Genomic DNA, 12,181 nt, shown 5'->3' on the forward strand with positions numbered 1-12,181 from the left:
CCGGCCCGTTCCAGCCATGTAATCCACGCGCGCAACGACTCGACCTGGAGGCGAATATGAGCACCACCCCATCGTCCGCCTCCGCGGATTCGACCACCGAAGCCCCGGCCCAGTCGCCTGCGCGCCAGTACATCGACGCGGTCCTCGAACAGTCCTTCCGGCATCTGTTCGGGCCGACCGCCACACCGGAGCAGCCTCGCAAGCACGGCGTCGTTTCGATCGCGAAACTGACGGCCGTGCTTGCCGAGTATCTTCCTCCGGAAGAAATCAAAGAGGTCAAGGCGGCGTTCCACTTCAGTGACGAAGCCCACCTCGGTCAATATCGCCAGAGCGGCGAACCCTACATCACCCATCCCGTCGCCGTCGCGGAAATCTGCGCCGGCTGGAAGCTCGACGCGCAGGCCGTCATGGCCGCGCTCCTGCACGACGTGATGGAAGACCAGGGTGTGACCAAGAGCGAGCTGGCCGAACGGTTCGGCCCGAAGGTTGCCGAACTGGTCGACGGCCTGTCGAAGCTCGACAAGATGGAATTCCGCAGCCGCGAGGAAGCGCAGGCGGAAAACTTCCGCAAGATGCTGCTCGCGATGGCACGCGACGTGCGCGTCATTCTCGTCAAGCTCGCCGACCGCCTGCACAACATGCGCACGCTCGGCGCGGTGCCGATGGAAAAGCGCCGCCGCGTCGCGCGGGAAACGCTCGACATCTACGCGCCGATCGCGCACCGCCTCGGGTTGAACAACACGTATCGCGAGCTGCAGGACATGAGCTTCGCGAACTTCAACCCGCATCGCTACGCGACGCTCGAGAAGGCCGTGAAGGCCGCGCGCGGCAACCGCCGCGAAGTGATCAGCAAGATCCTCGAAGCCGCGCAGCGCGCGATGGCCGATGCGAAGATCGACGCCGAGATCACCGGCCGCGAAAAGACCATCTACAGCGTGTACCGCAAGATGCGCGACAAGCAGCTGTCGTTCTCGCAGGTGCTCGACGTGTACGGCTTTCGCGTCGTCGTCGACAGCCCGCTCGACTGCTACACGTGCATCGGCGCGCTGCACGCGCTGTACAAGCCCGTGCCCGGCAAGTTCAAGGACTACATCGCGATCCCGAAAATCAACGGCTATCAGTCGCTGCACACCACGTTGGTCGGCCCGTTCGGCGCGCCGATCGAGTTCCAGGTGCGCACGCGCAAGATGCACGAGATCGCCGAGGCGGGGGTCGCCGCGCACTGGCTGTACAAGAACGGCAGCGCGGATCTCAGCGATGTGCAGAAGCGCGCGCATCAGTGGCTGAAGTCGCTGCTCGACATCCAGAGCGAAGCCGGCGATTCGAGCGAATTCCTCGAGCACGTGAAGATCGACCTGTTCCCGGATGCGGTCTACGTGTTCACGCCGAAGTCGAAGATCATGGCGCTGCCGCGTGGCGCGACGGCACTCGATTTCGCGTATTCGATCCACAGCGATCTCGGCAACCAGTGCGTGGCCGTGAAGATCAACAACGAGCTGCTGCCGCTGCGCACCGAGCTGAAGAGCGGCGACATCGTCGAGGTGATCACGGCGCCGTATTCGAAGCCGAACCCTGCGTGGCTCGGCTTCGTGCGTACCGGCAAGGCGCGCTCGGCGATCCGGCACTACCTGAAGACGATGCGCCTGAACGAATCGGTGCAGCTGGGCGAACGGCTGGTCGACCAGAGCCTGAAGGGCTACGGTCTTGCGCTGGCCGATGTCGAGCCGGAAGTGTGGGAGAAGCTCGTGCAGTGGACGGGCAACAAGAGCCGTCAGGAAATCTTCGCGGACATCGGCCTCGGCCGACGCGTGGCCGCGGTAATGGCCAAGCGCATCGAGGTGCTGATGAGCGGCCGCGATGCGGACGACGATCTGCCGAAGTCCGAGCGGCATCCCGCGCACCACGCGCCGCCGGTCGTGATTACCGGCACCGAAGGGATGTCCGTGCAGTTGTCCGCATGCTGCCGGCCGATTCCGGGCGACGCGATCATGGGATACATCGGCATCGGCCTGGGGATGGCGATTCATACGACCGATTGCCGCGTGGCGCAGCGTATCCATCGCCGCGATCCGGGCCGCTGGATCGACGTCGAATGGGCGCCGCAGCCGGGCCGCCTGTTCGATGTCGCGGTGAAGGCGCTCGTGAAGAATACGAAGGGCATCTTTGCACGCGTGGCGGCGGACATCACGTCGGCCGATGCGAACATCGTGCATATCGCGATGGACGAGGATCTGACGCACGAATCGACGGTGCTGCGCTTCGTGATCCAGGTCAGCGACCGCGTGCATCTCGCGAACGTGATGCGACGCGTGCGAACCAATCCGGATGTGATGCGGATCATGCGCGAGCGTTCGACCGACGACGGTGCGCATGCGCGCCACGACGGCGGCATGCGCATCGAGCGCGAGCGGCAGGATTATTGATGCGTGGCCCGCAGGGGCGATCGATCGACGGCGGCCAATGGCCGCCGTTTTCATTTGTGCTGGCGGAGGCATGAACGTGCGGTGTGGTCGACGTTCTTCCGAAAAAAGGCGCCACGCAACCGGACGTTGCTGTGTCGTGAGCAGGGAAGGGGAGGCGGAAAAGAAAAAGGGCTTTCCCGGAGGAAAGCCCTTTTAAGGTGGCGCGGCTGGCAGGATTCGAACCCACGACCCCTTGGTTCGTAGCCAAGTACTCTATCCAACTGAGCTACAGCCGCACGCAAAACGGTACTTCTCAACTGTCGGAACCTTCTGCGATGGGAAGGTTCCCAAAAAAGTGGCGCGGCTGGCAGGATTCGAACCCACGACCCCTTGGTTCGTAGCCAAGTACTCTATCCAACTGAGCTACAGCCGCACGCAACAACAAGACTTCTACTGCTTCGAACTGAAAGGGCCTTCGGTTGGGAAGGCCCTCGAAAAAGTGGCGCGGCTGGCAGGATTCGAACCCACGACCCCTTGGTTCGTAGCCAAGTACTCTATCCAACTGAGCTACAGCCGCACGCAGAAGCGGAAGTATAGCAGGGTTGTATAAAAAGGGAAGCCTTATTCGCAAATTAGGTGCCATGACCTTGCCGGGGCGCCCTTCGTGTACCCTTGGAGCATCAGTCATCCATGTTGAATCTGCATCATGAACAAGGCGTTTGTCAAAGAGTCGGACGGCGACGACGACGATCTGGACCAGGCCCAGCCCGCGATCCCGGCGGGTGCGAAGAACTACATCACGCCCGCCGGCCACAAGCGGCTGAGGGACGAACTGCTGAACCTGATCGACGTCGAGCGTCCCGAGGTCGTGCGGCTCGTGTCCTGGGCCGCGTCGAATGGTGACCGGTCGGAGAATGGCGACTACATCTACGGCAAGCGGCGGCTTCGCGAGATCGATCGCCGCATCCGCTTCCTGACGAAGCGGCTCGATCTGGCCGAAGTCGTCGATGCGAGCCGGCAGGAGAATGTCGACCAGGTGTTTTTCGGCGCAACGGTCGACTACGAGACACCGGACGGCGAGGATCACACGATCACGATCGTCGGAATCGACGAGGTCGATCTCGATCACGGCTGTGTCAGCTGGATTTCGCCGGTCGCGCGCGCACTGATCAAGGCGAAGATCGGCGATACCGTCATGCTGATGACGCCGGCCGGCCCGCAGCCGATCGACGTGCTCGACGTCCGTTACCCGGCGCCGGGCAACGCCTGAGCAGCGCACGGCGCAACCGGGCAAAGAAAAAGCGCCCCGATGGGGCGCTTCGTCATCCGGCGTGCGGCGGAAATGCCGGCCGCTCAGAAGCGGTGGCGCAGGCCGGCCGTGACCGCGATCTGCTTGTTGGTCGATGAAGCACCACCGAGGCCGTTGACATAGGCGCCGATGCCCAGGCCGTCCGTGCTGACGCGCTGATACACGCCTTGCACGTACACGTCGGTCCGCTTGGACAGTGCATAGTCGGTCTGCAGGTTGAACTGATTCCAGCCCGGATGGCGACCGTCCAGGAAGCCGGCGGTGTACGTGTACGACCCGGCCAGCGACAAGGCCGGCGTGAGTGCGTAGCGCGCGTTCACTTCGTAGTTGTTGAAGCGGGCGAACGTGCCGTCGAGACCCAGGCCGCTCGACACGCCCGAGGCACCCGCGGAGATGCCGAGCGCCCGGTTCACGCGCGTTTGCGTGAAGACGAAGCCGGCCGTCGCGGGGCCGAACGTGTAGTTCAAGCCGCCGCCGAACACGCGCTGACGCTTGCCGACGAACGTGTTGTCGCCTGCTACCGCGCCGCCGCTGTTGGTGACCGCAGCCGACGTGAGACCCGAGATGTCATTGTTCAACTGCAGGTAGCCAGCGCCGATATTGAAGCCGGCGTAGCTATACGACACACCCGCACTGTATGCGCGATTGTTCGAGAACTGGTTGCTGTTCGAGAAGCCGTACAACGCGCCGAACTTCAGGCCGCCGAAATTGACGCTCGTGTACTTGACGGAGTTATTGATCCGGAACGAATTGTTCAGGTTGTCGTTATCGAACGGGTGGGCAAACTGGGTGCCGCCGAATTGCGTACCGGTCAGCGACAGCGGCCCGATGTAGTCGACGACGCTATCGTATTGGCGACCGAGGGTGACGGAGCCGAACTGGTCTTGAGACAGGCCGACGAACGCCTGGCGGCCGAATTCGCGGCCATTCTGGCCGAGCGTGCCGTTGGCGATGTTGAAGCCGTTTTCCAACACGAAGATTGCTTTCAGGCCGCCACCGAGATCTTCCGTACCGCGCAGGCCCCAGCGGCTGCCGTTGATCTGGCCGCTGCGTTCCGACCACGAGCTATGGCCACCCTGGTTGTTCGTGTAGGTGATGCCTGCGTCGATCAGGCCATAGAGCGTCACGCTGCTTTGGGCGTGAGCTGCCGTAACGAATACACCCGACAACGCGGTGACGATCAGGGTTTTTTTCATGGATCTGTCTCCAAACAGGATGATGTCGATCGAACCTGCTGCGGACTGGCATGTTGTGCTTGACGTTGCGGCCGGTCCGGCAGAGCGGCGGTGCGCTTATCAAAAAGCCATCTGCAGTGTACGGAGTGCGTGGAGCGCGGGAATGATGCGCTTTAAGCAATAGTATATTTTGGAATCCGCAAAGATTGACAATGCGGCGCAAACGATTGTCCATCAAGGGTTTGCGGCGGTGCAGCGAAGAAAAACAGCGATCAGGACTACGTAGCGGGCGTTGCGCGAGCGCGACAAACGGTCAGTAGGAGGCGGGGGTGGCCGTGATCCGATTATTGACACATCGGCAATAGAGGTTTGTGTGGAGCATGGCTAATGAAAGGTTGTTCTCTCGCTATACTGCGATCTCTGCTTTCCGAAGCAGACTTTTTCGTTGACGGAAAAGATCTCCAAACCTTTGTCGGCGCGACTTCCCAGTCGCGCTTTTTTTTTGCCCCGTCGGTCCGCGCGCTATTGCGCTAACGAGCGCCGCTTGCGCTTGGCCGCAGGTGCGGCCTCCTTGGCTTCATTGGGGGGCGGCGTGTATGTCCAGTCTTCCATCACATAGTGACGGGCATCGAGAGGCGACGAGAGCAGGTTCTGCCAGTGATCGCCGTGCCAGGTCGTATCGAATTCGGTGTCGCACGGCGCTTCGCGCGAGGACGCTGACTCGGCCAGGGCGCGGGACTTGCGGTGTACGCGTCCGAGCCGGCTCGCGAAGCGCTTGATTCCGTCCAGCCACATGACCTTCTCCTTCCTTCCGACGTTAACTGAGCATCGCAATGTCCTCGGATTTCCGCAACCCGGAAAAAACCCGAGGAATTTACCGAGCCGATTTGTCCCCGGTAGGATTTTCTCGGCCAAGATTATTAATGTTCCGATCCCGGTAATGTTGACAGGTTTTTGATGCGAATCAATTAATCAAAGGCGGCAGTGTACCGATTCCAGTGGTATTAGCACTTTTTTGATAAAACGATCGTCAAAAATTTCCTTGACGCACCCGGATTGTCCAATTTATAAAGTCAGCACTCCGTCCTCGGGCGGCGTGCTGGTGCTGGTGCAGGTGCTGGCGCAATGTTTCGGGATTTCGGGAAACGGCTATAAAAATAGCTTTTTTGGATCTAATCGAGTGGGGAACGAAGACATGGATACCGGTATCGTGAAATGGTTTAACGATGCTAAAGGTTTCGGCTTTATTACGTCGGACAATGGCGGTGAAGATTTGTTTGCACACTTTTCCGAAATCAAGATGGACGGCTTCAAGACGCTGAAGGAAAACCAGCGTGTTTCGTTCGACGTGAAAGTCGGGCCGAAAGGCAAGCAGGCAGCGAATATCCAGGCGGTCTGACGCGCCACGCATTGCCGATCACGTCCGGCCCCCGCATCGCGGGGGCTTTTTGTTTTGCGGGGACGGAACATTCCGGTTCGGGCTGGCCGCGAACCTGAATGCCGGTGCATACTCACGGAAGCATCGTTTCCCAGTCTTTTCATGTCTGATTCCCCCCGTCCGTCCGATCCCGCCAGCGAACAGCCGCTCGTTTTCGTCGACCTTGAAACCACTGGCGGTTCGCCCGCCGAACACCGCATCACCGAAATCGGCGTGGTCGAAATCGGCCCGTTCGGCGTGTCGACGTGGACGACGCTCGTCGATCCGGGGCAGCCGATTCCGCCGTTCATCCAGCAACTGACGGGCATTTCGGACGAGATGGTGCGCGACGCGCCGTCATTTGCGTCGCTGGCGCCGGCGTTGTTCGAGCGGCTCGACGGCAAGCTTTTCGTCGCGCACAACGCGAGCTTCGACCGTGGCTTCCTGCGGGCCGAATTCGAGCGAGCCGGCTTCGCGTTCAATCCCGATGTGCTGTGTACGGTGCGGCTGTCGCGAGCGCTGTTCCCGCGTGAATCGCGGCACGGGCTCGATGCGTTGATCGAGCGCCACGGCCTCGTGCCGGCTGCGCGCCATCGGGCGCTGGCGGATGCCGACCTGCTGTGGCAGTTCTGGCGGCTGTTGCACGACATCGTGCCGCTCGAGCGGCTGCGCGACCAGATCGCGCGCACGACGCGCCACTTCCGTCTGGGCGGCGACCTGACCGAAGCCTGGCTCGATACCGCGCCGGCCGGCTGCGGTGCGTACGCCCTGTTCGGGGAGGATGACGCGCCGCTGTATGTTGGCCGCAGCGTACGTGTGCGGCAGCGGTTGCGCGCGCTGCTGACGGGCGAGCGCCGTTCGTCGAAGGAAATGCGGCTGGCGCAGCAGGTGCGGCGGGTCGAGTGGCGCGAGACCGGTAACGAGCTGGGGGCGATGCTGGCCGAGGCACAATGGATTGCCCGGCTGCGCCCGTCGTACAACCGGCGCCCCGCGGCCGACACCCGTGCGGGCGCTGCGCCCTGGCCGTTCGAAGGTGCGGTCGCATTCGAGGCGAGCGGCGAGCGCTGTCTGTTTCATGTGATCGACGGCTGGCGCTATCTCGGCGCGGCGGAATCGCTCGACGCGGCCGCGCAACTCGCGGCCGACGGGACGGACGGTGCGTTCGAGCCCTTCACCCACCGCCTGCTGCAGACGCATCTCGCGCGCGGCCTGCAGCTGATTCCGCTCGCCACGCTTACGCCTGCGGGGCAGGCGGGTTAATCAGGCGCGGTCGCGTGACCCGCGCCCGCTGTCGTCAGCCGATCGCGCTTGCGCCGCCGGCCGAGCAGACGTGCGACAGTGCAGTGTCGAGTGCCCGTGTTTGCGTGGCGTCGTAGCGCGTGAGCGTCTTCCAGTTGGCGATGCTGCGCGCGAGCCGCGCCTGGCAATCAGGCGCATCCCGTAGCGGTGCAACCTGCACGAGCCCCGCGAGCATTTTCTGCGTCAGCCGGTCGAGCGCCGGGCGCGTGCTGGTCGCGAGATCGGGCGGCGTGCCTTCCGGCGGCCGCGTCGTGCGCCAGGTCGCGAACAGCGCGTTCTGCACATCCTTGCTCGCGGTGATCTGATCCTCGAAGAACGTCCGTGCGAACGCGGGATCGACGCCGGCCTGTGCCGCGCGCTTCTCGACCGATGCGAGCAGTTCCGCTTCGCGCGGCTGGTCCTCGATTGCCTTGTGATTCGCCCATTTCCATCGAGCGACCGGTTCGGCGAGCGCGAGGCGCTGCGACGCGAGCGCGACGATATTGGTGAGGGCGGTGTCGTCACCGTCTGCCTTGGCGATGCGCGGGGACGAAAAGAGGGTGACGCCGAGCGCGGCGACAGCGAGGCTGGCACGAATGGCTTGCTTCATCGGAACGATCGGGAGAGCCGGGCGGGCCGGAGGTGGAAAACCAGAAGGATAGACGAAGACAGTCGCGCGGCGTAGCGCAGCGACCGGAGAATCAGCAGGCGAGCTGATCCGGCACCGTCAGGCTGTTGCGGCCCGGGTGCGAGGCGAATTGCGCGCGATGCGCAGTGATGAACCGCACGATAGCGATGATCGACACGTGGCGGTTACAGAACCGAACAGGCGTTCACTTCGGCGAGTACAGCTTGTGCTGCTCGTCGAAGAATGCCCGCACGTGGTCGGGCAATTCGGCGAGGAATTCCACGCCGACGGGTTCCGGATCCGGGCTCATCACTTGCTCCGGCGGTGGCATGCGAGTTGGTCTTTCGTCCATGGTGATTTCTCCAGCAGGTTCGATAATTATCAACCTCGTGCTTGGATTTATGCCAGTGGCGAATCGTTAGATTTTGTCTCTGTTGTATTAACGGCACATGCGCTCTGACGCGCGCTGCGATGCCGACTATTGCATCGTGCGGAATCGGTAACAATCGGGCCGCTTGTTATACTCGCGCGCACTTTTTCTGGACCGCGATGAAACAAACGACGCGATGGATCGGCCTCGTATGGCTGGCGCTGGTACTGAACGTACTGTCGCCCGTCATCGGCCATGCGCGTCTTGCATCGAGCGGCTCCGGCGAGCTCACGCTCGAGTTGTGCAGTGCAGCGGGCGCCCGCCAGGTCGTGCTCGCGCAGGCGGGCGGCGATCACGATACGTCGTCGTTCGACCATGCCGGCGTGCCGCACTGCGTGTACTGTCCCGGCTTCGCGGCGAACGTTGCGCTCGGGTCGAGCCTGCCCGCGCTGCCGGGCTTCGTGCGGACGTTTGCTTATCGCGCCGCCGCGCCGGCCAATCCCGATTTTCCCCGCAAGGGCATCCGTCTCGCGCAGCCTCGCGCCCCGCCTGAAAACGCTCCGATCTGATTGATGTCGTCCGCGCGCCCCGGTGGCGCGCGTGCCGTCCGCGGCAGGGCCGCGTGCCGCGCCGTCCGCGCGCGGCGCGCGCTCGTGTCCGGCGGCGTCCGATCACGTTTTCAGGAATTCACTCATGTCCTCTCCCTTTGCCGCGCGGCCGACGCGCGGCCGGCTCGCGCTCGCGTGCGCGGCCGCTTTTGCGTGGCCCGCCGCCCATGCGGCGTCGACCGACGATGCACGCGGTGCTACCGCACGCGATGGCGTCGAGCGTGCCGCCGATGTCCCCGCTCCCGCTTCGGCCGTCGCAACCGTGCCGCCGGCGCCGGCGGCCGGCGATACGCTGACCGCCGTCAGCGTGACCGCGCAGCGGCAACCGGTCGATCCGGATACACCGGCCGTCGTCACGTCGATCACACGCGAGCAGATCGAGTCGCACACCAACGTCACCACCGAAGACGCGCTGAAGTACGCGCCTAACCTGATGGTCCGCAAGCGCTATATCGGCGACCGCAACAGCGTGTTCGCCGGTCGCGACTTCAACGAACTGCAGAGCGCGCGCGGGCTCGTCTACGCCGACGGCGTGCTGCTGTCGAACCTGCTCGGGTCGAGCTACGCGTATCCGCCGCGCTGGTCGCTGATTCCGCCCGACGATATCGCGCGCGTCGACGTGCTCTATGGCCCTTTTTCCGCGCTGTATCCGGGCAACTCGATCGGCTCGACCGTGCTGCTCACGACGCGGCGCCCGGACAAGCTCGAGGCGTCGCTGTCGACGCAGTTCTTCACGCAGCGCTATCACGACGGCTACGGATTCGCGGACAGCTTCGGCGGCAATCACCAGACCGCGCGGATCGCGAACCGGGTCGGCCGGTTCTGGTTCGCGCTGTCGCTCGACCGGCTCGAGAACAACGGTCAGCCGATGCAGTATGCGAGCCCCAATTCGGCATACAACCCGAAGCTCGGCGCCGCCGTGCCCGTGACGGGCGCCGTGACCGACATCGGGCCCAATGGCAAGCCGCGAACGATCGTCGGCGCGCAGACGATCGAGCGGACCGAGCAGCTCAACGAGACGGTGCGGATGGGCTATGCGTTCACCGACCACGTCGATGCGACGCTGACGCTCGGGCATTGGGAGAACCATTACCGGCAGCACGGCGAGACCTTCTTGCGCGATGCGGCTGGCAATCCGGCGGCCGGCGATCCGGTCTACGGCGGCAACGTGTCGATGGGCGGCCAGAACATGACCGTCGCGCCGAACGCATTCGCGCCGCAGCGCGGCGACCAGGAGAACTGGCTGTACGCGCTCGACCTGAATGGCCGGCTCGATTCCGGCTGGCGCCTGTCGGGCGTCGTGTCCGCGTACGACGTGTCGCGCGACGTGCAACGCTCGGCGTCCACCGTGCGGGGCGGTGCGGGCACGCTGTTCCAGGGCGACGGCACCGGCTGGCGCACGCTCGACCTGAAGGCCGAGGCGCCGGAAGTGAAGGGCCACACGTTCACGTTCGGCTATCACTACGACAACTACTTCCTGCGCAACGTCACGTACAACACGGCCGACTGGCTGGCCGGGCCGACCACGTCGCTGTCGAGCGTCTATCGCGGCGACACGCGCACGCAGGCGCTGTTCGGGCAGGACGCGTGGCGCTTCGCGCCGGGCTGGCTCGCGACGCTGGGGCTGCGCTACGAGCGCTGGGATGCGTACGGCGGTGCGCTCGGCAATGCAACGGGCACGCTCGGCTATGCGGACCGCAGCGCGAATGCGCTGTCGCCGAAGGTCGCGGTGCAATGGGATGCGACCGACGTCTGGCGCTTTCGGCTGTCGTTCGCGACCGGCACGCGTTTCCCGACGGTCGGCGAACTGTTCCAGGGCACGATCTCGAACAACGCGATCGTCAACAACAACCCGAACCTGCGGCCGGAAAAGGCGATCGACTGGGACTTCACGGCCGAACGCGACGTGGGTGTCGGCGTCGTGCGTGCCAGCGTGTTCCAGAGCGACCTGCGCGATTCGATCTACAGCCAGACGACGGTGTCGGGCGCGACGACGGTGACCAACATCTCGAACGTCGATCGCGTGCGCGTGCGCGGCGTCGAACTCGCGTTCAGCGGCGAGAACGTCGGTTTGAAGGGGCTCGCGCTCGACGCGAACGTGTCGGCGAGCAATGCACAGATCCTTGCCGATGCCGCGAATCCCGCGTATGTCGGCTCGCGCTTTCCGCGGATTCCGCGCATGCGTGCGAACCTGCTCGCGTCGTATCGCTTCGACGAGCACTGGCTCGCGAGCGTCGGCGTGCGCTACTCGGGCCGCCAGTTCAACACGCTCGACAACAGCGACGTGAACCCGGACGTCTACGGCGGCACGAGCTCGTTCACGGTCGTCGACCTGAAGGCGCGCTACCGCTTCGACCGTCACTGGACCGCGTCGCTCGGCATCGACAACCTGGCGGACCGCCGCTACTACGTGTTCCATCCGTATCCGGGCCGTACTTTCTATGGAGAACTGAAATGGTCGCTGTGAGATCGCTCGCGGCAGGCGGCGCGCTGTGGTTCGCGTTACTGTCGCCAGCCGGCGCGCATGATGCGCACGACGCGCCGAAGGCCGCCGATTCCCGCGCGGCGCATACGAGCATGCAAGCCGCGCCCGCGTAGCAGAAGCAGCTGCTCGCCGTGCATCTGGTCGCGTGGCAGCGTCGTCATCCGGACGTGCAGCTCGCGATGGTCGCGATGGATGCGTACGACGACAACGGCGCGGCCGTCTCGCAGGCGCTCGCGCAGATGAACTTGCCGCCGCAGGTCGCGCAGTATGCCAATGCGGAGTCGATGCCCGAGCGCTTGCGCGCGGCGCTCGATGCGGGATGGAGGGGGGAGATGCCGCGCACCGTGTGGATCGGGCGCGATGGCACACGCGAAGCACGCAGCGGATTGCTGACGGCAGACGTGCTCGACGGCTGGTTGCAGCGCGCGAAGCGCTGAACGGGCCGGCGGCGCGCGGCGAGCGTGCCGCGCGCCGGCCTGATGCGAAAACGCGCCCGAAGGCGCGTGGAG

The 12,181-nt window shown here is 64.2% G+C and carries 10 protein-coding genes, 3 tRNA genes and 2 pseudogenes; 8 read left to right on the forward strand and 7 right to left on the reverse strand.

Annotated features, from left to right (window positions below; translation table 11 throughout):
• Positions 1 to 56: 56 nt before the first annotated feature.
• Positions 57 to 2,423: a RelA/SpoT family protein gene (locus CFB50_RS05065; protein WP_089445134.1), complete on the forward strand. Its 2,367-nt coding sequence runs from the start codon at positions 57 to 59 to the stop codon at positions 2,421 to 2,423.
• A 198-nt stretch (positions 2,424 to 2,621) separates the two neighbouring features.
• Here CFB50_RS05065 and CFB50_RS05070 read toward each other — a convergent pair.
• The 3 genes from CFB50_RS05070 to CFB50_RS05080 form a co-directional block, all read right to left on the reverse strand.
• A tRNA-Arg gene (locus CFB50_RS05070) sits at positions 2,622 to 2,698 on the reverse strand.
• Between the two features lie 60 nt (positions 2,699 to 2,758).
• Positions 2,759 to 2,835: transfer RNA gene (locus CFB50_RS05075), tRNA-Arg, on the reverse strand.
• Positions 2,836 to 2,902: 67 nt separating this feature from the next.
• Positions 2,903 to 2,979 (reverse strand) — tRNA-Arg (locus CFB50_RS05080).
• 129 nt (positions 2,980 to 3,108) lie between these two features.
• Between CFB50_RS05080 and greB the strand changes: the two genes are divergently transcribed.
• Entirely contained in the window at positions 3,109 to 3,672 is a 564-nt protein-coding gene (gene greB, locus CFB50_RS05085) for a transcription elongation factor GreB (RefSeq protein ID WP_089445135.1), read from the forward strand.
• 83 nt (positions 3,673 to 3,755) lie between these two features.
• Here the strand turns inward: greB and CFB50_RS05090 are convergent, their stop codons facing one another.
• Positions 3,756 to 4,907: a porin gene (locus CFB50_RS05090; protein WP_069247396.1), complete on the reverse strand. Its 1,152-nt coding sequence runs from the start codon at positions 4,905 to 4,907 to the stop codon at positions 3,756 to 3,758.
• 501 nt (positions 4,908 to 5,408) lie between these two features.
• Positions 5,409 to 5,681, reverse strand: a complete 273-nt coding sequence (locus tag CFB50_RS05095; protein WP_069247397.1) for a hypothetical protein — start codon at positions 5,679 to 5,681, stop codon at positions 5,409 to 5,411.
• Positions 5,682 to 6,081: 400 nt separating this feature from the next.
• Here CFB50_RS05095 and CFB50_RS05100 point away from each other — a divergent pair, with 400 nt between their 5' ends.
• Positions 6,082 to 6,285 (forward strand): cold-shock protein, encoded by a 204-nt coding sequence (locus CFB50_RS05100; protein ID WP_011351289.1) that lies wholly within the window; start codon positions 6,082 to 6,084, stop codon positions 6,283 to 6,285.
• A 141-nt stretch (positions 6,286 to 6,426) separates the two neighbouring features.
• A complete protein-coding gene (locus CFB50_RS05105) occupies positions 6,427 to 7,563 on the forward strand; it encodes an exonuclease domain-containing protein (protein WP_089445136.1) in 1,137 nt (378 codons plus the stop codon).
• Between the two features lie 34 nt (positions 7,564 to 7,597).
• Here CFB50_RS05105 and CFB50_RS05110 read toward each other — a convergent pair whose 3' ends face one another.
• Together CFB50_RS05110 and CFB50_RS39415 are read right to left on the reverse strand one after the other, a co-directional pair.
• The gene (locus CFB50_RS05110) at positions 7,598 to 8,191 is read right to left on the reverse strand and encodes a chorismate mutase (RefSeq protein ID WP_089445137.1); all 594 of its coding nucleotides are present in this window, start codon (positions 8,189 to 8,191) and stop codon (positions 7,598 to 7,600) included.
• 223 nt (positions 8,192 to 8,414) lie between these two features.
• Positions 8,415 to 8,519, reverse strand: a complete 105-nt coding sequence (locus CFB50_RS39415) for a chorismate mutase (RefSeq protein WP_162269111.1) — start codon at positions 8,517 to 8,519, stop codon at positions 8,415 to 8,417.
• Between the two features lie 239 nt (positions 8,520 to 8,758).
• Here CFB50_RS39415 and CFB50_RS05115 point away from each other — a divergent pair, with 239 nt between their 5' ends.
• The 4 genes and pseudogenes from CFB50_RS05115 to CFB50_RS05125 all read left to right on the forward strand — a co-directional run.
• Entirely contained in the window at positions 8,759 to 9,148 is a 390-nt protein-coding gene (locus tag CFB50_RS05115; protein WP_089445138.1) for a DUF2946 domain-containing protein, read from the forward strand.
• A 124-nt stretch (positions 9,149 to 9,272) separates the two neighbouring features.
• The gene (locus CFB50_RS05120; protein WP_089445139.1) at positions 9,273 to 11,654 is read left to right on the forward strand and encodes a TonB-dependent receptor; all 2,382 of its coding nucleotides are present in this window, start codon (positions 9,273 to 9,275) and stop codon (positions 11,652 to 11,654) included.
• Positions 11,642 to 11,782, forward strand: a pseudogene (locus CFB50_RS38535) (exo-alpha-sialidase); the annotation flags it as partial. The gene CFB50_RS05120 and the pseudogene CFB50_RS38535, both read left to right, overlap by 13 nt.
• Positions 11,783 to 11,800: 18 nt before the next feature.
• Positions 11,801 to 12,109: pseudogene (locus tag CFB50_RS05125) on the forward strand (TlpA family protein disulfide reductase); the annotation flags it as partial.
• Positions 12,110 to 12,181: the final 72 nt, after the last annotated feature.

The sequence above is a fragment of the Burkholderia sp. AU33423 genome (assembly GCF_002223135.1).
Taxonomy (GTDB): Bacteria; Pseudomonadota; Gammaproteobacteria; order Burkholderiales; family Burkholderiaceae; genus Burkholderia; species Burkholderia lata_D.

Bases quoted from the DNA above. Each gene is read 5' to 3' on its own strand.
- CFB50_RS05065 (WP_089445134.1), top strand. From the start codon at position 57: ATGAGCACCACCCCATCGTCCGCCTCCGCGGATTCGACCACCGAAGCC.
- greB (WP_089445135.1), top strand. From the start codon at position 3,109: ATGAACAAGGCGTTTGTCAAAGAGTCGGACGGCGACGACGACGATCTG.
- CFB50_RS05090 (WP_069247396.1), bottom strand. From the start codon at position 4,907: ATGAAAAAAACCCTGATCGTCACCGCGTTGTCGGGTGTATTCGTTACG.
- CFB50_RS05095 (WP_069247397.1), bottom strand. From the start codon at position 5,681: ATGTGGCTGGACGGAATCAAGCGCTTCGCGAGCCGGCTCGGACGCGTA.
- CFB50_RS05100 (WP_011351289.1), top strand. From the start codon at position 6,082: ATGGATACCGGTATCGTGAAATGGTTTAACGATGCTAAAGGTTTCGGC.
- CFB50_RS05105 (WP_089445136.1), top strand. From the start codon at position 6,427: ATGTCTGATTCCCCCCGTCCGTCCGATCCCGCCAGCGAACAGCCGCTC.
- CFB50_RS05110 (WP_089445137.1), bottom strand. From the start codon at position 8,191: ATGAAGCAAGCCATTCGTGCCAGCCTCGCTGTCGCCGCGCTCGGCGTC.
- CFB50_RS39415 (WP_162269111.1), bottom strand. From the start codon at position 8,519: ATGAGCCCGGATCCGGAACCCGTCGGCGTGGAATTCCTCGCCGAATTG.
- CFB50_RS05115 (WP_089445138.1), top strand. From the start codon at position 8,759: ATGAAACAAACGACGCGATGGATCGGCCTCGTATGGCTGGCGCTGGTA.
- CFB50_RS05120 (WP_089445139.1), top strand. From the start codon at position 9,273: ATGTCCTCTCCCTTTGCCGCGCGGCCGACGCGCGGCCGGCTCGCGCTC.